Here is a 20,577-nt window from a genome sequence, read left to right on the forward strand (position 1 = left end):
TCACGTGCCTGCACAACTCGCACTCGCCGCGCAGGACGGTGTGTTGGCTTTTATCAGTGCAGCCCGGACCGGTGGCACTGAAGATGAGGAGAGTCCACGAGCAATGGCATCGAGCGCGGCAGTACCCGAGGATTTCGTCAGTGGACTCGAGGGCGTCGTCGCCTTCACCACTGACATTGCCGAACCCGACAAGGACGGCGGAGCGCTGCGCTACCGCGGCGTCGACATCGAGGACCTGGTCGGTCGCGGCGTCACCTTCGGTGACGTGTGGGCGCTGCTCGTCGACGGCGAGTTCGGCCAGGGCCTGCCGCCCGCGGAGCCGTTCCCGCTGCCCATCCACACCGGCGACGTCCGCGTCGACGTGCAGGCCGGTCTGGCGATGCTGGCGCCGATCTGGGGCTACCAGCCGCTGCTCGACATCGACGACGAGACCGCCCGCGACCAGCTCGCCCGCGCCTCGGTGATGGCGCTGTCCTACGTGGCGCAGTCGGCCCGCGGCATCTACCAGCCCGCGGTCCCGCAGAAGGTCATCGACGAATGCGACACCGTCACAGCACGTTTCATGACCCGATGGAAGGGTGACCCGGACCCGCGGCACACCGAGGCCATCGACGCCTACTGGGTCTCCGCCGCCGAGCACGGCATGAACGCGTCCACCTTCACCGCCCGCGTCATCGCCTCGACCGGCGCCGACGTCGCGGCCTCGCTGTCCGGCGCCATCGGTGCGATGTCCGGCCCGCTGCACGGCGGCGCCCCGGCACGCGTGCTCCCGATGATCGAGGAGACCGAGAAGTCCGGCGACGCCCGCGCGCTGGTCAAGGGCATCCTGGACCGCAAGGAGAAGCTGATGGGCTTCGGGCACCGCGTGTACCGCGCGGAGGACCCCCGCGCCCGCGTGCTCCGCGCCACCGCCAAGCGCCTGGACGCGCCGCGTTACGAGGCGGCCGCCGCACTCGAGCAGGCCGCGCTCGCCGAGCTGCGCGAGCGTCGCCCGGACCGCGCCATCGAGACCAACGTCGAGTTCTGGGCCGCGGTCATCCTCGACTTCGCCGAGGTGCCCGCGCACATGATGCCCGCGATGTTCACCTGTGGCCGCACGGCCGGCTGGTGTGCCCACATCATGGAGCAGAAGCGGCTCGGCAAGCTGGTTCGCCCGGCCGCCATCTACACCGGCCCCGCGCCCCGTACCCCCGATTCCGTCGCGGGCTGGGACAAGATCGCCGGCTAGTTCGGCCTGCAAGCAGGCCGCACAGGCCTCGTCACCATCAACACAGAAGGACGCACAGACGCGATGAGCACCCCGATCATCCCCGCCGAACTCAAGCCCGTCGACGGCCGCTTCGGCTGCGGACCCTCGAAGGTCCGCCCCGAGCAGCTGCAGTCGCTGGTGGAGGTGGGCGCCTCGGTGTTCGGCACCTCCCACCGCCAGAAGCCGGTCAAGGACGTCGTCGCCCGCGTGCGCTCGGGCCTCGCCGACCTGTTCTCGCTGCCCGAGGGCTACGAGGTGGTGCTCGGCAACGGCGGCACCACTGCGTTCTGGGACGCGGCCGCGTTCGGCCTGATCCGCGAGAAGTCCCTGCACCTGACCAACGGCGAGTTCAGCTCCAAGTTCGCCTCGGTCGCCAAGGCCAACCCGTTCATCGGTGACCCGATCGTCGTCTCGGCCGAGCCGGGCAGCGCGCCCGCACCCGTGTCGGACCCGTCGGTTGACCTCATCGGCTGGGCGCACAACGAGACCTCCACCGGTGTCGCGATCCCCGTGTCGCGTCCGGCGGGCTCGGAGAACGCGCTCATCGCGATCGACGCCACCTCCGGCGCGGGCGGCCTGCCCGTCAACATCGCCGACTCGGACGTCTACTACTTCGCCCCGCAGAAGTGCTTCGCCTCCGACGGCGGGCTGTGGATCGCGATCATGAGCCCGGCCGCGCTGGCCCGCGTCGAGGAGATCAAGACCTCGGGCCGCTGGACCCCGGACTTCCTGTCGCTGCCGATCGCGGTGGACAACAGCTCGAAGGACCAGACCTACAACACCCCGGCGCTGGCCACCCTGCTGCTGTTCGCGAACCAGATCGAGTGGATGAACGGCAACGGCGGGCTCGACTGGGCCACCAAGCGCACCGCCGATTCGTCCTCGCGCCTGTACAACTGGGCCGAGGCCAGCGAGTTCGCCACCCCGTTCGTGGCGGATCCGGCGCACCGCTCGCAGGTCGTCGGCACCATCGACTTCGACGACAAGATCGACGCCGCCGCGGTGGCGAAGATCCTGCGGGCCAACGGGATCGTGGACACCGAGCCGTACCGCAAGCTCGGCCGCAACCAGCTGCGCGTCGGCATGTTCCCGGCGATCGACCCCGACGACGTGACCGCGCTGACCAAGAGCATCGACTGGGTCGTCGGCCAGCTCTAACGCGACAACTGCGGCGCGGCAGGCGAGCGCCGAACACCGAACGACACAGCCCCCGATCGAAGGATCGGGGGCTGTGTCGCGTTCTGGGCGTGACGAGCGCCCCGACCGTCAGCTGCTGAACTGGCCGAGCAGTCCGTTCAAGAGACCCTGGACCGATCCCAGGTCGCTGGAGCCGCCATCGGTGCTCGCACCGCCGGTGACCGTGACGCGAACCGACGCGATCGGATCCTGGTAGTCGGTGTCGCCCTCCTCCTTGCACTTGGTCCGCACCTGGTACTCGCCGTCCGCGAAGGTGGCCGAGGTTCCGGTGCCCGAGGCGCCGGTCAGCACCTGGCCGGCCTTCATGGAGTCGCCGACGACCAGGTAGCTCTGGCCGACCTTGGTGGTCGAGTCGAGGACCGTGGCGTCGCCCTTGTAGACGGTGCCCTCGCACTTGACGAACGGCTTGGTCGTGTTCAGGCCGGTGATCTTGGTGGTGATGGTGCCCTTGCCCGCGTCAGCGGCCACGGTGGCGCCACCGGTGACCGCGGCGGAGCCGACAGCCGGGTTCACGAGAAGTCCGAGCGCCGAGAGTCCCGCGACGGCGGCGACGCCGGCAAGGCGACGCGCGGTGAAGGAGGTTGCCACTGGTGAGTCCTGTTCGTCGAAGTCGGTAAGCCTGCCCTTGTTAAGGGCAGGCTTAGTTAATCGGTTTACCAAGCCCTAGTCAAGTGAACACTTTCTGCGACGTTTCGCCTGCTCCGAAGCGGTTTGTGTGCGCTACTGTCGATCACAGACAGTTCTGTCGGAAGGAACAGGGGCGTGCCGATATGAGCTCCCGAATCCACCACCTCAGCTGCGCGACGCTGTGTCCCGCGGCCGGCCGGGTGCCCGGGCTGATGCCGTCACGGCTGGTCGCGCACTGCCTGCTGGTGGAGGGCCCTGGTGGGCTGACCCTCGTCGACACCGGGTTCGGCACCGCCGACGTGGCCGACCCGGCCGGCCGGCTCGGCCGAACCTTCGCGCTGGCGACCGGCGCCCGGCTGAGCACGGCGGACACCGCGATCGCGCAGGTTCGGGCCCTCGGATTCGACCCGCGAGAGGTCGGCGACATCGTGCTGACCCACCTCGACGCCGACCACGCCGGCGGCATCTCCGACTTCCCGTGGGCACGGGTGCACGTACACCGCGACGAGCTGGCGACCGCTCGGGGACGACGCGGGCGACTCGGCCGCACCCGCTACAGCGCCCGGCAGTGGCAGCACGGTCCGCAGTGGGTCGAACACGCCGCCGACGGCGACGACTGGTTCGGATTCGAGTCGGTGCGGGCAGTCGGCGACGACGTCCTGCTCGTCCCCCTGCGTGGGCACACCGTGGGCCACTGCGGCGTGGCGGTCCGGCGCCCGTCCGGCGGGTGGTTCCTGCACGCGGGCGACAGCTACTTCTTCCGCGGCGAGAAGCAGACGCCACCGAGCAGTCCGCCCGGCATTCGCGTGTTCCAGGCGATCATGGAGATGGACCACGCCGCCCGCCTCGCCAACCAGGACAGGCTGCGCGAGCTTCACGCCGGGAGCGGCGACGAGGTCACCATCTTCTGCGCGCACGACGAGATCGAGTTCGACGCCGCGGCCGCCCACATCGACGGGAGAACGGTTCGATGACCACCACCCCCGAACACCTCGACGTACTGATCGTCGGCGCGGGACTGTCCGGAATCGGTGCCGCGCGCCAGATCCAGGCCAACTTTCCGGCGCGCTCGTTCGCGATCTTCGAGGCCCGCGACGCGATCGGCGGCACCTGGGACCTGTTCCGCTACCCGGGGGTCCGTTCGGACTCGGACATGCAGACCCTCGGCTACCGGTTCCGGCCGTGGACGGACGAGAAGTCCATCGCGGACGGTCCCGCGATCCTCGACTACGTTCGCGACACCGCCCGCGAGGCCGGCCTCGACCACCGCATCCGATTCGGCCACAAGGTGATTCGCGCGGTGTGGTCGAGTCCGGAGGCATGCTGGACGGTGCAGGCGAGCCACGGCGACGAGGTGGTCACCGTGACGTGCACGTTCCTCTACCTCTGCAGCGGTTACTACCGCTACGACGAGGGGTTCACGCCGAGCTTCGAGGGCACCGACCGCTTCCGGGGTCAGGTCGTGCACCCCCAGCACTGGCCCGAGGACCTCGACTACACCGGCAAGAAGGTGGTGGTCATCGGCAGCGGCGCCACTGCCGTCACGCTGGTGCCGTCGATGTCGGGCAGCGCCGAGCACGTGACGATGTTGCAGCGTTCGCCCACCTACATCGCGGCGCTGCCGTCGAAGGACCCGGTCACCAACGGGCTGCGTCGCCTGCTCGGCGACCGGTTGTCGTACCCGATCAGCCGCTGGAAGAACGTGGCCTTCTCGACCGTCACGTACCAACTCAGCCAGCGACAACCGCGCCTGGTCAAGGCGATCCTGCGCCGGGCCCAGGAGCGCGCGCTGCCCGCGGGCTACGACATCGACACCCATTTCACGCCGCGCTACAACCCGTGGGACCAGCGCATGTGCCTGGTGCCGGACGGCGACCTGTTCCGGGCGATCCGGCACGGTGAGGCGTCGATCGTCACCGATCGCATCGTCACCTTCACCGAGAACGGCCTCGCACTCGAATCCGGCCGGGAACTCGAGGCGGACCTGATCGTGACCGCGACGGGCTTGAACCTGCTGGCCTTCGGGGGGATCGAACTGGTCGTCGACGGCAGGACGGTCTCGCTGCCGGACACCTTGGCGTACAAGGGCATGATGCTCAGCGACGTGCCGAACTTCGTGTTCACGATCGGCTACACCAACGCGTCGTGGACGCTCAAGGCCGACCTGGTGGCGGACTACGTGTGCCGGCTGCTCGCGCACATGGACGCCAAGGGGCACGCCGTGTGCGTGCCGACCAACGACGATCCGACGCTCAGCACCCGACCGCTGCTCGACTTCGCCGCCGGCTACGTCACCCGCTCGATCGACGAGTTCCCGCGGGCCGGTTCGAGGTCGCCCTGGCAGCTCGGCATGAGCTACGCGCACGACGTCGTGACATTGCGGCACGGCAAGATCGAGGACGGCGCGATGCAGTTCGGCTAGTGCCTCGTGCTCGAAGTCCATTGACGGTTGCCGGGGATCCACGTGGATGCCTCGGAAGGCGGCAACGCGCCGCGTGGGCCCCGGCAACCGGGAGAAGACCTCGGGCGCGGTCACTGACGCGGCCGCCGGCCGGCCTAGGAGGTGTTCAGTTCCACGGCAGCGCGAACGAGCGCCTTCAACGCCTCGTCGTCGATCGTGTCGTCCTCGTGGAAATCGATGGCACGCCTGGTGTTTCCTTCGAGGCTGGAGTTGAAGAGGCCGGCCGGGTCCGGCAGCGATGCACCCTTGGCGAAGGTCACCTTCACGATCGCCTTGTACGTCTCACCTGTGCAGATCATGCCGGCGTGATACCACACCGGAACGCCCCGCCACTTCCACTCCTCGACCACCTCGGGGTCGGCCTCCTTGACGAGACTTCGGATCCGGGACAGCAATTCGCCCCGCCAGTCACCGAGTTCCCTGATTCTCGCGTCGATCAACCGAGCGGGCGAGTTCCCCGCCTCCCTGTCCGTCGAGCCGTTCCTCGTCGCCATGGCCGTCAGTCGCTCTCGTCGTGGTTGCCCCCGCCCGCCACTCGAGTATCCACGCCGGCAACCGTGCTCGCACGGCGACGCGAGTCGACGGCGGGCGCTCGGTCGGTCGGTCGTGGAGGAATCCCCCAGGAGACGAGCGGACTCCTCCACGACCGTGGCGGACTACTCCGCGACGATCGCGTCGGCCTCGATCTCGATGAGCAGGTCGGCGTCGATGAGCTTGCTGACCTCGAGAATGGTGGTGGCCGGACGGATCTCGCCGAAGACCTCGCCGTGCGCCAGACCTGCCTCTTCCCACCGGCTCATGTCCGTGAGGTACATCCGGGTACGGATGACGTCCTCGGGCTTCGCGCCCGCCTCGCCGAGTGCGGCGACGATCCGGCGCAGCGCCTCGCGGGTCTGCTCGGCCAGGCTGTCTCCGCCGACCGGGCCGTCGGCGCCGGAGGCGGTGGTGCCGGACACCGACACCTGCTGCCCGATACGCACGGCCCGCGAGTAACCGATCTTCGACTCCCAGTCGGAGCCGGACGAGATGTTGTTTCGATTCGACATGGCGCCGATTCTGTCAGGGTCGCTCGCGCTGCTCCGCAACGAACCTCCGGAACGGCTCGAGCGCCTCGTCCCCGAGCGCCGGACCGGTCACCTCGATCTCCACCTCGGTGGACTGGGCGACGTCCGCGCAGCTGAGCCGGAACGTCGGCCCGCCACCGAGAATCTCGCCGAAATCCGAAGCCTTGGCGGCGAAGACGATCCGGCGTACCCCCGCCCACACCATCGCCGCGCTGCACATCGGGCACGGCTCCCCACTGGCGTAGACGGTGCCGCCGATCAGCCGAGATGCGTTGCCCTCCGCGCAGGCCGTCGTGATCGCGTCGAGTTCCGCATGTTCGGTCACGTCGCCCGAGGTTGCCACCGAGTTCGCGCCCTCGCTGACCACACTGCCGTCCGCCGCGATCGCCACCGCACCGAATGGCCGGTTCCCCGCGTCCCCGGTCTCGGCGGCGAGCACGAGCGCTCGGTGCAGATGGCCGCGGTCGACCTCGTCGATCTCGCTCACGGCGCGACCTCCCCCTGATTCCGACGCAACAGTGCGTTCGTTCCCACGCCCATCGCGATGAATGCGATCCCGAGCCAGGTGGGCCCGCCGTCCGTAGCCAGGGTAACGATCCCGATCGGGATCAGCCACACCGCAAGCGGGGCGAACAGGTCACGCAAGGGCGGAACCGGTTCGCCGGGACGGCCTTCCGCCGCGGCCGCCTGCGCGCGTGCCACGTCGGGATACCAGTTCGTGAACTGCAGCGCGCACAACAGCGCCGCGGTCTGGATCACCCAACTGGTCCACAGGTTGTCCGGATCGTCCAGGATCGCGTCGCCGTAGAAGCCCGCGACCGCGGCGACCAGGAAGGCCAACGCCCACGCCCCGGTGATGAGGTAGTTCGTCCGCAGGAAGGTCGGCGTCTGCCAGTACTGCTCCTCCACCTCCTCGCGCGCGTACTGGATGGTGAAGGGGACGCGGGCGAGCATCGATCCCACCGCGATGAGCACCAGGGTGATGTTCGCGATCTCCCCGAGCCAGATCTCGAGCCAGTCCTGCCCGGCCTCGTCCAGCGCGAAGTGCAGCAGCAGAAGTCCCGCGAAGAACACGACGTCGACGACACCGAGGACCTTGAGAGAACGGCCGCGCAGGAGGTCCATCACGAGGAACAGCACCGAGAGCGCGAGCGCGACACCCGCCACCACGGCCAGCCTGCCGGGCCCTTCGAACACCCCCAGCACGATCCAGGGCGCGAGTCCGGTGAGGGGACCGTCGAGCAGCGCACCGAACGCCTCGAAGGCCCGCCGTGCGGGCGAGGAGGCCCGCACGGTATCGGGCACGTTCTCGACCATCGCACCCGATGTTAGGCCCCGCCAACGCGGTTCGAGGCCGAACGGAGGGCCTCTCGACGAATCGAAACCACAGAGGATAGCGCGCCGCGAACCCGACGAGCCCACCCGCCGTGGCGTGTCATGAACCCACGCCGCGTGTCATGAGCCCACGCCCATCACGGGTCGATTACAGTCGGCTCGGGCAATATCGCGAATCGACCCGATGAGGAGGTCAGAGTGCGAGAACTTTCCGTGATCGGACTGGAGCCCGGCGGATCGCACGTGGTGTGCGCCGACAGCGAGACCGGCGAACGGTTCCGCATCCCCGCCGACGACAAGCTGCGGGCGGCCTCCCGCGGCGACGTTGCACATTTCGGGCAGATCGAGATCGAGTCGGAGAGCCAGCTTCGTCCGCGCGACATCCAGGCACGCATCCGCGCCGGCGCCACCATCGAGCAGGTCGCCGAGGAGGCGGGCGTCTCCGCCAAGAAGGTCGAGCGCTTCGCCCATCCGGTGCTGCTCGAGCGCGCCCGCGCCGCGGAGATGGCACAGGGCGGACACCCCGTTCGGGAGAACGGGCCGACCGTCGAGACGCTGGCCGAGATCGTCACGCTCGCCTTCCGTACCCGCGGGCACAACATCGACGACGCGACCTGGGACGCCTGGCGCGACGACGACGGGCACTGGATCGCCCAGCTCCAGTGGCAGGCAGGCCGCACCGGCAATGCCGCACACTGGCGGTACCAGCCCGACGCGCACGGCGGCACGATCGCGGCACTCGACTCCACGGCGACGGACCTGCTCGACCCCGACTTCGGGCGCCCACTGCGCGGCCTCGCCCCACTCGCCCTCGAGGTCGGCAACGTCACGGCGGAGGAGGCGATCGAGGAGGCGGACCCCGTCCAGCCTGCGCTGCCCGAGCCCGAGGTGGGCACCGCCGAGATCGAGGACGACGAGCACCCCCACAAGGTCGCGCCGCAGCACCAGGGCGGCAAGGACAAGCGCGGCAAGCCGTCGCTTCCGTCCTGGGACGACGTACTCCTCGGCGTACGGAGCAGTGGCCGAGTCTGATCGCTCGACGCTTACGGTAACCTTCGGTAACACTTAACGGGGTAATCGCAAGCTCGAGGGGAAAACGCGTGCTCGACTTCACCTGGCGTCCGCGCCTGAACACCATGGCCCGCAACGCCTGGGGGCTGACCTTCGGCGAGGGCGTCGAGCCGGTCGAACCCACCCCCGCCGAGCACATGCACAGCGGACCTCATCGCGATCTCTACCGGTTCGGCGCCGAGCGCAGGCAGGACGCCCGGCCGGTACTGCTCGTGCCGCCACTCGCCGTCGCCGCGACCTGCTTCGATCTGCGTCCCGGCCAGAGCATGGCCTCGCACGTGCTGGACCGGGGCCACGCGCCCTACCTCGTCGACTACGGCACCATGACCGCGGCGGACCGCCGGATGGGCTTCGAGTCCTGGGTCGACGACATCCTCCCCGAGACGATCGAACGCATCAGCGCACTGCACGACGGCGCACCGGTGGACCTCGTGGGCTGGAGCCTCGGCGGGACTCTCTCACTGCTCACAGCGGCGGCCCATGCCGACCTCCCGATCCGCTCGGTGACCGCGGTGGGGACGCCCATCGACTACACCCGCATCCCCGCGATCGCCCCACTGCGCGCCGTCGGCCGCGTCACCAGCGAGCGCCCCCTCACCGCGGCCACCTGGGCGCTCGGCGGGCTGCCCGCCTCGGTCGTGCAGGTCAGCTATCGCGCGACCGCCCTGCAGCGCGAACTGCTGCGGCCGTGGTTCATCGCCCGCAACCTGCACGACACGGAGTCGCTCGCGCGGATGGAGTCCATCGACCGGTTCATGGCCGCCATGCCCGGATATCCGGCCCGGTTCTTCCACCAGCTCTGCACCCAGCTGATCCTCGGAAATGCCCTTGCGGCAGGACAATTCCGACTCGGCGATCGCACCGTCGACCTCGCCGAGGTCGACGTCCCGGTGCTCGCGGTCGGCGGGACCACCGACGTCATCGCACCCGCCGACGCGGTCGAGGCGCTCGTCCCGCTGCTCACCGGGTCACCGTCGGTGCGCTTCGAGGCCGTTCCGGGCAGTCACCTCGGACTGGTGGCCGGCCCGGGCGCGAGGAACACCACGTGGCAGTTCCTGGACGAGTTCCTCGGTGAGCCGGTTCCCGCCATCTGACGGCGCTGCGGTGCGCCGACGCCCAATCCGCCCCGAAGGTCGTACCCTGCTAGCAAAGGGAACGAAAGCGAGGTGCGGGCCGTGGCGGCCAAAGCATCAACGATCTGGTACGTCGACGCCCCGGACCCCCTTGCAGTGCTGCGCGCCGACGCCGACGGCGACGCCGATGCGGCCCGGGCACTCGTCGGCGCTCTCCATCCCGAAAAAATCGTCACGCCACTGAATTCCGGCCCACTCCTCACCTCCGCCGGGGTCGACAAGCACGAGGTGTACATCGGTAGCTACCCGGGGCTGACTGTGGTGTGCGGCGCGAACCTCGCCGTCCACCAGCCGTCGACTCTCGACGAATCGTGGACGCGGCCGCTGGCTTCCGAAATGACGTACCTGGTCTGTGCGGACCCCGAAACCTCGTGGGCCGCGTTCGCCTGCTGGGAGCGTGGCGCCCTGCGCCGGTCGTTCAGCGCGACGCCTGCGCACATCTACGAGAACATCGGCATCCCGCTGGTGTGGGAGCTCCCGTTCTGGGCGGGCGAGCACCCGATGAACCACCCGATCGAGGTGCTGCCCGACCCACAGTCGTTGCCGTTCAACCCCTGTGAGTTCGCCGAGGCCGCGAACGCCGAATGGCTGGGCTTCCGGTACACGGGCCCGGCCCGCGACGGGGAGATCGACGCGTCGACCCTCGACGTCTGCGGGTTCGGCGTCTACGCCGAGGGCGAGATGCCGCCCGCACCTGTACCGGCACCGAAACCCGCGGGGAATCTGCGCCGCTGGCTGCGCCGGCTGGCCGGAGCGGAGCTTGCGTAGCGACCATGTCGCCGGAGCGGAGCTTGCGTAGCGACCATGTCGCCGGAGCGGAGCTCGAGTAGCGACCATGTCGCCGGAGCGGAGCTCGAGTAGCGACCGGGTTACTCAGCCGGCACCGAACAGCAGCGCCACCCAGCCCCCGGCGATCCCGATCACGCCGCCCAGCACGACCCATCGCCACACCGGCACCGCGCGCCATTGCCACAACGTCGGGGCGACCCCGGCCGCGACCACCCCGTTGACGACGATCGACAGCATCGGATGCACGGCCACCATCGCAGCGCCACAAGCGATTACCGCGACCGCGACGACCGCTGCCGAGAATCCCGCCACGACCCAGCCGGGACCGTTCACCCGCCGGTCCTGACCCGTTCGTAGAACGCCATCGCCGCAGCCGTGGCCACGTTGAGCGAATCGGTGCCGGGCGCCATCGGAATCCGTGCTCGCACATCGGTCTTGCGCATCGTGTACTCGGACAGCCCCGGCCCCTCGGCACCGAGGAGCAGCGCCACCTTCTCCCCCGTCATCGCCTCGGCGAGGGTCATCGCGGAGGGATTCGGAGTCAACGAGATCAACTGAAAATCCTTGTCCCTGAGCAACTGCAGCCCGTGCGGCCAGTCCGGGACGCGGGCGAACGGGACCCGCAGCACGTGTCCCATCGACACCCGGACCGCGCGCCGGTAGAGCGGGTCGGCGCAGGCGCCGCCGAAGAGCACCGCGTCCACCCCGAGACCGGCCGCGTTGCGGAACATCGAACCGATGTTCTCGTGGTCGTTGACGCCCTCGAGCACCGCGACCGTGCGCGCCCCTGCCAGCACGCTGTCCAGATCGAGTTCGGCCGGACGGTGCGCGGCGGCCAGCACGCCGCGGTTGAGGTGGAATCCCACGACCTCGGCCATCACCTCGGCGGTGGTCCGATAGAACGGCACGTCCACCCCGTCCAGGTCCTCGGCGAGCTCACCGAGCCTACGGTCCACGCCGAGCAGGCTGATCGGGTCGAACCTCGAGGCGAGTAGTCGCTGGGCGACCAGCACTCCCTCGGCGATCACCAACCCCTTGCCGTCGGGCAGGTCGGGACGGCGATCGGAGGAGTTGAGATCGCGGAAGTCGTCGAGCCTGGGGTCGGCCGGATCGTCTATGTCGATAACGTGAACCACGCGACCATCTTGCCGCACGGTCCCGTGGCCACTACTCGGAGTCGTTGACGATTCCGCCGATGATGTCGATCGACTGACGCAGCACGGCCTGCTGCTGGTCGTCCAGGCCCGCGAGCCGGTCGGTCATCCACTGCTCACGGGCGGAGGTCTCGTCGGCGAGCAGCGCCTGTCCCGCGTCGGTGAGCGAGACGATGATCTGGCGTCCGTCGGTCGGGTGCGGGGTCCGCAGCACCATGCCCGCATCCGCAAGCGATGCGATGACCCGGGTCATCGACGGCGGCTGCACCCGCTCCCGCGACGCGAGTCCGCCCGGTGTCATCGGTCCGTGCTCGTCGAGGCTCGCGAGCGCGGACAGCTGGGTCAACGACACCGCGGAGTCGGTGCGCCGACCCCTCAGGTGTCGCGAAAGACGCACGACTGCCAGGGAGAGATCGCTGGCGAGTGAGCGGGTATCCATGGTCACCTACGGAGGATACGGCACTGCGTGACAACTGGTTCAGGTAATGGCGTCAGTTATAGGACCGACAGCGAAGTAGGCAACGAACAGCGCCGCGACGACCCACAGCAGGGGGTGGATCTTCTTGGCCTTGCCGCTCGCCGCGCCGATCACGACCCAGGCGATGAATCCGACGCCGATGCCGTTCGCGATCGAGTAGGTGAACGGCATGACGACCATGGTCAGGAAGGCCGGAAGCGCCACCTCGAACTTGGTGAAGTCGATGTCGCGAACCTGCCCGATCATCAGCGCCCCGACCACGACCAGCGCCGGGGCGGCCGCCTCGATCGGCACCACCGAGTACAGCGGAGTCAGGAACATCGCGGCCAGGAACAGCAGACCCGTCACGACGTTCGCGAGTCCGGTACGGGCACCCTCGGCGATGCCGGACGCCGATTCGACGAACACGGTGTTCGACGAGGCCGAGGCGCCACCGCCGACAATGGCGCCGGCGCCCTCGACGACCAGTGCCCGGCCGATGTTCGGCAGGGTGCCGTGCTCGTCGGTCAGGTTGCTCTCCTTGCCGAGACCGGTCATCGTGCCCATCGCGTCGAAGAAGTTCGCCAGCACCAGGGTGAAGACCAGCAGGCTCGCCGACAGCACGCCGATTCGGGTGAAGGCACCGAAGAGGCTGACGTCGCCGACCAGGCTCAGGTTCGGCATCTGCGTCAGCACGTCCGGCAGCCCCGGCACGCTGAGGTTCCAGCCCTTGGGGTCCACGCCCTTGGACGCGCCGATGTCGAAGACCGCTTCGAGGATCGCCGCGAGCACCGTGGTGACCACGATGCCGATGAGCAGACCGCCACGCACCTTGCGCGCCACCAGGATTCCCATCAGCAGCACACCGAACACGAACACCACCGTCGGCCAGGAGGCGATGGAACCACCGATGCCCAGTCCGACCGGGACGCTGGTCCCGGCGATGTCGGGGATGCGGCGGACGAAGCCGGCGTCGACGAAGCCGATGAACGCGATGAACATGCCGATACCGGCAGCGATGGCGGACTTGAGTTCGTCGGGAATCGCATTGAACACGGCGGTCCGGAATCCCGAGATCGCCAGCACCACAATGATGATTCCGTCGATCACCACCAGGCCCATGGCCTCCGGCCAGGTGACCTGCGGCGCGATGGTCACCGCCAGCAGGGTGTTGATGCCGAGGCCGGCGGCGATGCCGAACGGATAGTTCGCGACGATGCCGAAGACGATGCTCATCACACCCGCGACGAGCGCGGTCACTGCGGCCACCTGGGCGACGGGCAGGATGTGGCCGAGCACGTCCGTCTTCGCGGCCGCGTCGTCGGCGGAGAAGCTACCGAGAATCAGCGGGTTGAGCACGACGATGTAGGACATCGCAACGAAGGTGACCAGGCCGCCGCGCACTTCCTTGGTCACCGACGAGCCGCGTTCGGTGATCTTGAAATAGTTGTCGAGGAGCCTCGAGGTGCCAGCCATATCGTTCATTTCTCCATCGCCGAAGGTGCGCGTCGCACTAGGCAGGTTAAATGAATGCCCGCGGTAGCGTTACTCGCGTGACCCACACCTCACCTCCCCTTCCGGCCCGGCTGACCGATCCGCGGCCCGTCGTGGTGCTCGGCACCGTGGCCTGGCTCGTGGCCACGGTCGTGGTGCTCGCCGCGGGCGACCGGTGGGCGTCCGCGCTGCCGATCTGTTACGCGGGACTCGCGGTCGGCGCCGCGGGCTTCGCGCTCTTCCTGGTCCAACGCGCGGCGGCCCGGCGCGGCAGCCGGACCGCGCAGCGCGGACTCAGCTGAGCACCGGGATCCGCTCGGTGTCCGGGTCGACGTCGAACTCTGCATCGAGTTCGTCCCGCTGACGGCGCCGCCACCAGACGGTCAGGCCCACCGATCCGACGACGAGCGCCACCAGCACCGCGACCGCCAGCCAGAACCGGGGGCCGTAATACCCGACGAGCACCATCCGCAGGGCGCCCTGCGCGTAGGTCAGCGGCATCAGCTCGTGCAGCCAGCGCAGCGGCGCCGGCATCTGCTGGATCGGGAACACACCGCCGAACGCGAAGACCTGGACCATCAGCGCACCCAGGCCCAGGAAGGTGCCGTTGACCGGCCCGAACACGACCGTGAACAGTCGCGCGGTGGCCACGGCGGCCGCGCCGACGAGAACCATCACCGCCACCATCGCGAGCACGCTCGGCGGATCCGCCTGCGCGACGGTCAGCGACACCACCGAGAGTACGAGCGCGGCAGCGAGCGTGACGGCGGCGGGCACCCGGTACCGGCGCAGGCCCTCACGCAGGATGCTCCCGTGCACCCGCCGGACCGGGCCGCGCCGCGGGCGCACCACGAACCAGGTGAGAATTCCACAGACGAAGAGCAGCACCGACATCACCGCCGGGACCGCGCCCGGACCGAAACCTGCTGCGGGGTATAGGTTCTCGGATTCGATGGCCACCGGGGCCGACATCACGCCCGCAGTCGTCTTCCGTTCGGCGGCGGTGAAGTGCGGCACCTGCTTGGCGCCGTCCGAGAGTCCGGTCGCGAGCTGGTTGCTGCCCGCGTCGAGCTGGCCGACACCGTCCTGCAGCTGTCCGAGGCCCGCACTGAGCTGACTGCCGCCGGTGTCGAGCTGGCCGAGCCCGCCCGACAGTTCGTGCGCGCCCGAGTCGACCTGATGCGCCCCCGCCGACAACTGCCCGAGGCCGGTGGACAGCTCCCCCGCACCCGCGGCCGCGGCGTTGAGGCCGCCCCGGAAGTCCGCCTTCGGATCGGAGAGCTCCCGGGCGATCTGCTTGGCGCCCTCGCGCAACGCCTTGAGCTGTCCGGGCAGGTCCTCCTCGCCCATCGGCACGCCGGAGGCGACCATCGTGTCGACCAGCGGGCCGATCACGGTGTCGATGACCTCGCTGATCTGGGTGGCGCCCGCCCCGAGCTGGTCCGCGCCGCCGACGAGCTGGCCGAGGCCGCCGTGCAGTTCGCCGGCGCCGCGCGCCGCGTCGTCGGCGCCAGACGCCAGCTGCCTCGTGCCGTCCGCGAGCTCGACGCTGCCGGTGTGGGCCTGGGTCAGGCCCGTGGACAGCTCCACGCTTCCGCTGGCGAGCTCCTTGGTGCCCGCCAGCGCCTGCCCGGCACCGTCCGCCAGCTGCTTGGCCCCGTTCGCCGCGTCGGTGAAGCCCGCGCCGACGTCACCGAGGCCGACGAGCACCTGGTCCACGGACTGTTCGCCGATACTCTCCGAGACCGCGGAGCGCACCTGCGCCATCACGCTCTCGCCGACCGGCGTGGCCACCAGGCTGTTGTGATCGTTGTAGACGACATCGAGCTGGGCCTTCTGACCCTTCCCGCTCGCGGCGCTCGCGATGTCGCGACTGAAGCTCTCGGGGATCAGCACCGAGAAGTAGTAGCGTCCGTCCTCCACGCCGGCCTTGGCATCGGCGGCGCTCACCTCGTGCCACTGCACGTCGCCGCTGTCGACGAGGGACTTGGCCACCTCGCTGCCCGCGTCGAGCCGGGTGCCGTCCAGATCAGCACCCGCATCGGCGTTGACGATCGCGACGGGCATTCGCGAGACCGTGTCACCGGGGTTCCACAGCGCCCACATGTAGAAGCCGAGCAGTGCGAGTGGGGCGATGACCAGGACCGCGATCGCGGTGCGAGTCAGATGGACACTTCGCGTCGCCATGGGTTGTTTCTCCTGAACCGTCTGCTGGACAGACGTCCAGGTTGGGTCAGGATAGAGAAGTCACGAGCAATCGGTGGCGGATTCCCTGGATTTGTCGCCGACCGAGCCGAAGCGCGAGACACCCCAGATCCACAACGCCGCCCACGCGATCCCGAACGCCCACCCGGCGAGCACGTCGGTGAGCCAGTGCGCGCCCAGGTACACCCGCGACAACCCCACCGCGACGGTCCACAGCGCCAGCAGGCCGAAGACCACGGGATTGCGCGCACGCGGACCGATCACCCGGACCAGCGCAGCCCCCACCACACAGACCAGAATGGCCGACATCATCGCGTGCCCGGACGGGAACGAGTGCGTGGCCTCGTCCACCAGGCGGTCCGGGAACGGCGGCCGCTCCCGCCCGAACAGCAGCTTGAGCCCCGTCATCACCAGCAGCCCGCTGAGCATCGCCCCGGCCACCATCTCCGCCTCACGCGGACGGCGTCGCACCAGCAGCACGATCGTGACGACCGCCGTGATCACCCAGGACGCGAGCGTGCCGCCCAGGTCGGTGACGACCGTGACCACGTCCGTCAGCCACGGCGTCCGGACCCGGAGCATGGCATCGAGGACGCCCTGGTCAATCCACATCCGGTGACTCCGATCCCATGCCGTCACGCTCCCCGAGGCTTTGCCCGAGGAAGTACCCGTACTCGGCCACGTGTGTGCGCCCCGAGTCGTCCACCCACCAGGGCAGCTCGGCCTCGCGCTCCACCGCGCCGGACAGTCGCACCAGCAGCCGGTCGTGCACGACCATCGTCCCGCGCGGCAACGGTCGTCCCAGCGCCACGTGCGCGAGCACGGCGCCCGGCTCCCGGTCCCAGTCGCTGACGCGGCCCGCACCGACCACCTCGCCGCGCACGGCCTCGGATGCGGGCGGCAGGTCCAGCAGCTCGGCGAGCGCCGGGGCGGTCGACAGGTCCCCGACCACCAGCAGCTCGGGCGGGACCGCGGCGGCGAACCACGGCCGGTCCAGGACCACGGACTCGGCGGGCTCGGCCAGCGCACCCGAGACCGTGCGAACCCGCGACGGCGGCGACAGCTCGTCCAGGTCGAGGATGCCGGCGGCGGTCGACTCACCCAGCAGCCGGTGGGCTCGCGCGATCACGGCCGGGCTGGGGTCGCGCGCGGGGTCGGCCAGCCGGTCGAGCAGCAGCCCCGCGAGGGCGGTCCCGTCCACCCGGTCGGCGGCGAGCGCCCCGGACAGGGCGGCGGCGTCGGGGTGGTCGAGCACGTCGAGCAGTCCCTCGAAGGTGCGATCGTCCGGTCCGCGCAGCGCGCCGAGCGCCGCGCCGCGCACCCGGGCGTGTCCGCGCAGCCACCACGCGGTGTAGCCGTCCCGATCGGCCAGCAGCGCCGCCGTGGCGGGCTCCGCGGCCAGCAGCGCCAGCGCAGCCGGCCATGCGTCCGGATCCACCAGGTCCAGATCGCGGACCGCGACGAGCTCCTCCGGGTCCGTGGCCAGCGTCGCCCACCACCCGGACTCGTCGTCTAGGTCGTGTTCGGGTCCGGTGGGCAGCGCCGCGCGCAGCACCGTGAAGGACCAGCCGACGCCGAGCGCACGCAGCGCCTCGGCGCCGTGCCTCTCGACGACCTGCGCCGCGACCTCCCCGAACGGCGAGTCCGACGCCAGGACGGCCGCGAGGGGTGCGCCTGGCAACAGCAGTTCGTCCGCAGCGCGCAGTTCTCCGTCGGCGTCGGGCAGCGGCAGTTCTCCCAGCCAGCCCGGCAGGTCACCGCGACCGTCGGCGGCCGCCACCAACGGAAGCACCGCGTCGGCGAGTTCCGTTGCGGCGAGGGAGTCCTCGTAGTCGACGTCCTCGATGCGCGCTCGCAACGCCGGGTCGGCAAGGACGTCGAGCGGGCCGGCCGTGCCCGCCCCGAGCCGGGTGAGCAGTGGATGCGCGGCGTCGGGGTGCACCAGCCGGATCCAGTCGACTCCGCGACCCGCCACGCCGAGATCCTCGCGGCCGAGCACGGTGGTCCGGGGACCGGTCACGGTGCGCCCGTCGGTCAGCGGCACCGGCACCGCGGCGAGTTCCTCGACCGCCAGGGCGTCCACCACCAGCGGCTCGAGTTCCTGGTAGAGCGATCCCCACCAGTCGGGTTCGCGGTGCAACCCGGACAGCAGCTCGGCCAGCCGGGCCAGCCCGATGCGGTGGGCGCCCACCGCGGCCAGCGCGTACGCACTGCCGGGCCCGGACAGCTCGGGCACCACCAGCCCGGGCACCGCGTCCGCCAGCAACGCCGCCAGGTCGGCGGTGAGTCCGGGCAGCACGGTCGACTCGCGTGGTGTCAGCGTCACGTCGCCGACACCGGGCAGCCACCGGCTACCAGTCAGCTCGCGCAGCACCCCTTCGCGCAGCTGCTCGTCGACCTCGCCGCGCGCGAAACCCGGCACCGGGACCAGCGCCAAACGCTGCGAAACAGGTAGAGCAGCAACAAAATCCGCATATCCGTCGACCAGGTGCGCCAGCGCCGCTCCGGGCATGATGCGCCGCCGGTCGGGTTGCAACTCGGTGTCTGCCACCACGATCGCCGGCAGCGACAACTCCTCGTCGGAGCGTGTGGGTGCGCGCAGGACGTCGGACTCGACCGGACGCACCCGGGCACCCTCGACCGGGACCAGCCAGCGCGCGGAGGGTCCCATGAACTGCCACCAGGTCCGGTCCCCGATCTCGACGATCGTGAGCGGGCCGTCACCGAGCCGCCGCTCGGTGCGCGCGAACTCCCGATCCTCGACCTGAATCGACTGCAGCGCAGGAAGTTCCAGCAACAAGTCGGCGGCGTCGGCGGCGAGGTCGTCGATCAGCCTGGCACCGTCCACGTCGGGCCGGAGTTCGAGCACCACCTCGGAGTCGAAGCCCGCGCGCGGCGGCCGATCGTTCGGCCACACCAGTCGCAGCACCGGCAGGCCGTGCTCCGGCTCGGCAAGCCCTGCGGATCGCAGCTCGTCCCGGGTTCTCTTGGCGGAGAAGGTGATCGAGCCAGTTGTCGAGCGCAGCTCCACCTCCGCGCTGACGGCGAGGACGGCGGTGAACCCCACCCCGAAGCGTCCGACGCCGGTGTCGCCCTTTCCGGAGACCCGCAGTGCCGACAGCGCCTGCACCCCCACGACGTCCAGCGGCGCGCCTACGTTCGCGACGTGCAGGTCGGGGCCGTCGAGCCAGACGTGCAGTCGGCCGGGCACACCCGCCCGCGCCGCGGCGTCGGCGGCGTTCTGCGCCAGTTCCGTGCCGAGCCGATCGCGGTAGCCGCCGCGAACCAGGTCCGCCTCGGTCGCGGCGTCCTCGCGGAGCCGGGTCGGCGAGGACGTCCAGGCCAGCAGTGTGGCGGCCCGCAGCGCGTCGACGCCGAAGGGATCCGGTGCCGTCAGTCCGTCGATGCCGGTTCCGCCGCGATCTCGGTGGACTCGGGCAGCGCGGCGCTCTCGGCCTCGGCCACGGCCTCGGCTTCGGGCGTCAGCTGCTCGGCCTCGACCTCGGCCGCCGGTTCCGCTTCCGGCGTGGCCTCGACCGGCTCGACCGGGACCTCGACCGCCTCGGGTGCGGGCAGCAGGACCAGCTCCACCGCGCCGTCGTCGTACGCGTCGAACTGTGGGCTGCCGGCGCCGGTCGGAAGCTCGGTGTCCGAGTGCGCGCCGCAGCCGTACTCCGCGTGCACCACGTGACCGTCCGCGGCCATCTCGTTGCCGCACACCCCGAACGCGGACCGCATCGAGCCCGCCAGCGGGAGATAGAAGCCACACAGCGCACAGATCGAGGGCGCGGCCTTCGCCATCTCCGAGTCCGGGCCGTAGTCGCCGTCGTGCCAGCGCTCGGCGGCGTCGAGCCGACCCTCGAGGCTCAGCACCTGCTTGCGGCCGAGGCCGACCTCGCGGGCCAGGTCGTCGATCTCCGGGTCACCGCTGGCCACATACCCGGGCACGAGCCGCGGATCGGCGGCGCGCGGGGCCAGCAGGTCGCCCGGGCTCAGGTCGCCCGCGCGGATGCGCTCGTCCCAGGGCAGCCACTCGGGCGCGGTCAGCGCGTCGGGGCCGGGCAGCAGCGCCAGTTCGCTCACCGTCACGCGGTCGCTGTCGGGCGCGGCGGCCAGGACCACTGCCCACTGCCAGCCTCGGTAGCCGGGCAGGGTGGCCTCGAAGCGGTGGGTCGCCGAGCACTCGTCCTCGTAGGTGACGCCGAGATGCGCGCCGACCTCACCCTCGCCGAGGTCGGTCAACGCCTGACGCGCCAACCCCACGGCATCGGCCAGCAGGGGGCGCACATGGGCAAGCTCGGGGGCAGACTGGGCACTCACACCCTCATTTTGCCGTATCGC

21 protein-coding genes are annotated in these 20,577 nt (G+C 70.2%); 8 read left to right on the forward strand and 13 right to left on the reverse strand.

The features are described 5' to 3' along the window. The first annotated feature begins 103 nt into the window (after positions 1-103). Both ACFXGJ_RS03020 and serC read left to right on the forward strand, forming a co-directional pair. Positions 104-1,228 carry a citrate synthase 2 gene (locus tag ACFXGJ_RS03020; RefSeq protein ID WP_378616331.1) on the forward strand — a complete coding sequence of 375 codons (1,125 nt, stop codon included), beginning with the start codon at positions 104-106 and terminating at the stop codon, positions 1,226-1,228. 63 nt (positions 1,229-1,291) lie between these two features. Further along, positions 1,292-2,407 (forward strand): phosphoserine transaminase, encoded by a 1,116-nt coding sequence (serC, locus tag ACFXGJ_RS03025; RefSeq protein WP_378616333.1) that lies wholly within the window; start codon positions 1,292-1,294, stop codon positions 2,405-2,407. Between the two features lie 108 nt (positions 2,408-2,515). Here serC and ACFXGJ_RS03030 read toward each other — a convergent pair whose 3' ends face one another. Then, positions 2,516-3,034, reverse strand: coding sequence for a hypothetical protein (locus ACFXGJ_RS03030; protein WP_378616335.1), 519 nt, complete (start codon positions 3,032-3,034; stop codon positions 2,516-2,518). A 182-nt stretch (positions 3,035-3,216) separates the two neighbouring features. Here ACFXGJ_RS03030 and ACFXGJ_RS03035 point away from each other — a divergent pair, with 182 nt between their 5' ends. After that, positions 3,217-4,047 (forward strand): MBL fold metallo-hydrolase, encoded by an 831-nt coding sequence (locus ACFXGJ_RS03035; protein WP_378616337.1) that lies wholly within the window; start codon positions 3,217-3,219, stop codon positions 4,045-4,047. Continuing rightward, on the forward strand, positions 4,044-5,495 hold the full coding sequence (locus ACFXGJ_RS03040) for a flavin-containing monooxygenase (protein WP_378616339.1): 1,452 nt from the start codon (positions 4,044-4,046) through the stop codon (positions 5,493-5,495). Before ACFXGJ_RS03035 ends, ACFXGJ_RS03040 begins: the two co-directional genes overlap by 4 nt. A gap of 134 nt (positions 5,496-5,629) precedes the next feature. Here the strand turns inward: ACFXGJ_RS03040 and ACFXGJ_RS03045 are convergent, their stop codons facing one another. The 4 genes from ACFXGJ_RS03045 to ACFXGJ_RS03060 all read right to left on the reverse strand — a co-directional run bounded on the left by ACFXGJ_RS03045 (position 5,630) and on the right by ACFXGJ_RS03060 (position 7,915). Continuing rightward, entirely contained in the window at positions 5,630-6,028 is a 399-nt protein-coding gene (locus tag ACFXGJ_RS03045) for a DUF1801 domain-containing protein (RefSeq protein WP_378616341.1), read from the reverse strand. 162 nt (positions 6,029-6,190) lie between these two features. Beyond that, positions 6,191-6,580: a RidA family protein gene (locus tag ACFXGJ_RS03050; RefSeq protein WP_378616343.1), complete on the reverse strand. Its 390-nt coding sequence runs from the start codon at positions 6,578-6,580 to the stop codon at positions 6,191-6,193. 13 nt (positions 6,581-6,593) lie between these two features. Further along, positions 6,594-7,085, reverse strand: a complete 492-nt coding sequence (locus tag ACFXGJ_RS03055; RefSeq protein ID WP_378616345.1) for a nucleoside deaminase — start codon at positions 7,083-7,085, stop codon at positions 6,594-6,596. Then, positions 7,082-7,915, reverse strand: a complete 834-nt coding sequence (locus ACFXGJ_RS03060) for a hypothetical protein (RefSeq protein WP_378616347.1) — start codon at positions 7,913-7,915, stop codon at positions 7,082-7,084. Before ACFXGJ_RS03060 ends, ACFXGJ_RS03055 begins: the two co-directional genes overlap by 4 nt. Before the next feature lie 216 nt (positions 7,916-8,131). Between ACFXGJ_RS03060 and sepH the strand changes: the two genes are divergently transcribed. The 3 genes from sepH (at position 8,132) to ACFXGJ_RS03075 (ending at position 10,905) form a co-directional block, all read left to right on the forward strand. Continuing rightward, positions 8,132-8,965 (forward strand): septation protein SepH, encoded by an 834-nt coding sequence (gene sepH, locus ACFXGJ_RS03065; RefSeq protein WP_378616349.1) that lies wholly within the window; start codon positions 8,132-8,134, stop codon positions 8,963-8,965. A gap of 68 nt (positions 8,966-9,033) precedes the next feature. After that, positions 9,034-10,098, forward strand: a complete 1,065-nt coding sequence (locus ACFXGJ_RS03070) for an alpha/beta fold hydrolase (RefSeq protein WP_378616351.1) — start codon at positions 9,034-9,036, stop codon at positions 10,096-10,098. Positions 10,099-10,179: 81 nt separating this feature from the next. After that, positions 10,180-10,905 carry a DUF6928 family protein gene (locus ACFXGJ_RS03075; RefSeq protein ID WP_378616353.1) on the forward strand — a complete coding sequence of 242 codons (726 nt, stop codon included), beginning with the start codon at positions 10,180-10,182 and terminating at the stop codon, positions 10,903-10,905. A 105-nt stretch (positions 10,906-11,010) separates the two neighbouring features. On the opposite strand, the gene ACFXGJ_RS03080 is transcribed toward ACFXGJ_RS03075, so the two are convergent. From ACFXGJ_RS03080 to ACFXGJ_RS03095, 4 genes are read right to left on the reverse strand one after another with little or no spacing between them, the layout of a single operon-like run. Further along, the gene (locus ACFXGJ_RS03080; RefSeq protein ID WP_378616355.1) at positions 11,011-11,259 is read right to left on the reverse strand and encodes a DUF2537 domain-containing protein; all 249 of its coding nucleotides are present in this window, start codon (positions 11,257-11,259) and stop codon (positions 11,011-11,013) included. After that, complete coding sequence (locus ACFXGJ_RS03085; RefSeq protein ID WP_378616357.1) at positions 11,256-12,062, reverse strand: TrmH family RNA methyltransferase; 807 nt, start codon at positions 12,060-12,062, stop codon at positions 11,256-11,258. The genes ACFXGJ_RS03080 and ACFXGJ_RS03085 overlap by 4 nt, the downstream gene beginning before the upstream one ends. Before the next feature lie 31 nt (positions 12,063-12,093). Beyond that, positions 12,094-12,525, reverse strand: a complete 432-nt coding sequence (locus ACFXGJ_RS03090) for a MarR family winged helix-turn-helix transcriptional regulator (RefSeq protein WP_378616359.1) — start codon at positions 12,523-12,525, stop codon at positions 12,094-12,096. A 33-nt stretch (positions 12,526-12,558) separates the two neighbouring features. Continuing rightward, positions 12,559-14,013 (reverse strand): NCS2 family permease, encoded by a 1,455-nt coding sequence (locus ACFXGJ_RS03095; protein WP_378616388.1) that lies wholly within the window; start codon positions 14,011-14,013, stop codon positions 12,559-12,561. A gap of 77 nt (positions 14,014-14,090) precedes the next feature. Here ACFXGJ_RS03095 and ACFXGJ_RS03100 point away from each other — a divergent pair, with 77 nt between their 5' ends. Next, positions 14,091-14,333: a DUF2530 domain-containing protein gene (locus ACFXGJ_RS03100; RefSeq protein WP_378616361.1), complete on the forward strand. Its 243-nt coding sequence runs from the start codon at positions 14,091-14,093 to the stop codon at positions 14,331-14,333. On the opposite strand, the gene ACFXGJ_RS03105 is transcribed toward ACFXGJ_RS03100, so the two are convergent. Genes ACFXGJ_RS03105 through ACFXGJ_RS03120 form a run of 4 tightly spaced genes read right to left on the reverse strand, consistent with a single transcriptional unit; the run spans position 14,326 to position 20,574 of the window. Beyond that, the gene (locus ACFXGJ_RS03105; RefSeq protein ID WP_378616363.1) at positions 14,326-16,218 is read right to left on the reverse strand and encodes a YhgE/Pip family protein; all 1,893 of its coding nucleotides are present in this window, start codon (positions 16,216-16,218) and stop codon (positions 14,326-14,328) included. The two genes, ACFXGJ_RS03100 and ACFXGJ_RS03105, sit on opposite strands and share 8 nt — an antisense overlap. Before the next feature lie 60 nt (positions 16,219-16,278). Continuing rightward, positions 16,279-16,848: a phosphatase PAP2 family protein gene (locus ACFXGJ_RS03110; RefSeq protein ID WP_378616365.1), complete on the reverse strand. Its 570-nt coding sequence runs from the start codon at positions 16,846-16,848 to the stop codon at positions 16,279-16,281. Then, entirely contained in the window at positions 16,838-19,633 is a 2,796-nt protein-coding gene (locus ACFXGJ_RS03115; protein WP_378616390.1) for a sacsin N-terminal ATP-binding-like domain-containing protein, read from the reverse strand. The genes ACFXGJ_RS03110 and ACFXGJ_RS03115 overlap by 11 nt, the downstream gene beginning before the upstream one ends. Further along, positions 19,630-20,574, reverse strand: coding sequence for a DUF3027 domain-containing protein (locus ACFXGJ_RS03120; protein WP_378616392.1), 945 nt, complete (start codon positions 20,572-20,574; stop codon positions 19,630-19,632). The genes ACFXGJ_RS03115 and ACFXGJ_RS03120 overlap by 4 nt, the downstream gene beginning before the upstream one ends. Positions 20,575-20,577: the final 3 nt, after the last annotated feature.

It is taken from the genome of Rhodococcus sp. NPDC059234, from assembly GCF_042754225.1.
In the GTDB taxonomy this organism is placed as follows: domain Bacteria; phylum Actinomycetota; class Actinomycetes; order Mycobacteriales; family Mycobacteriaceae; genus Rhodococcus_G.

Coding starts and splice junctions, on each gene's coding strand:
- ACFXGJ_RS03020 (WP_378616331.1), top strand. CDS start 104: ATGGCATCGAGCGCGGCAGTACCCGAGGATTTCGTCAGTGGACTCGAG.
- serC (WP_378616333.1), top strand. CDS start 1,292: ATGAGCACCCCGATCATCCCCGCCGAACTCAAGCCCGTCGACGGCCGC.
- ACFXGJ_RS03035 (WP_378616337.1), top strand. CDS start 3,217: ATGAGCTCCCGAATCCACCACCTCAGCTGCGCGACGCTGTGTCCCGCG.
- ACFXGJ_RS03040 (WP_378616339.1), top strand. CDS start 4,044: ATGACCACCACCCCCGAACACCTCGACGTACTGATCGTCGGCGCGGGA.
- ACFXGJ_RS03045 (WP_378616341.1), bottom strand. CDS start 6,028: ATGGCGACGAGGAACGGCTCGACGGACAGGGAGGCGGGGAACTCGCCC.
- ACFXGJ_RS03050 (WP_378616343.1), bottom strand. CDS start 6,580: ATGTCGAATCGAAACAACATCTCGTCCGGCTCCGACTGGGAGTCGAAG.
- ACFXGJ_RS03060 (WP_378616347.1), bottom strand. CDS start 7,915: ATGGTCGAGAACGTGCCCGATACCGTGCGGGCCTCCTCGCCCGCACGG.
- ACFXGJ_RS03095 (WP_378616388.1), bottom strand. CDS start 14,013: ATGGCTGGCACCTCGAGGCTCCTCGACAACTATTTCAAGATCACCGAA.
- ACFXGJ_RS03105 (WP_378616363.1), bottom strand. CDS start 16,218: ATGGCGACGCGAAGTGTCCATCTGACTCGCACCGCGATCGCGGTCCTG.
- ACFXGJ_RS03110 (WP_378616365.1), bottom strand. CDS start 16,848: ATGTGGATTGACCAGGGCGTCCTCGATGCCATGCTCCGGGTCCGGACG.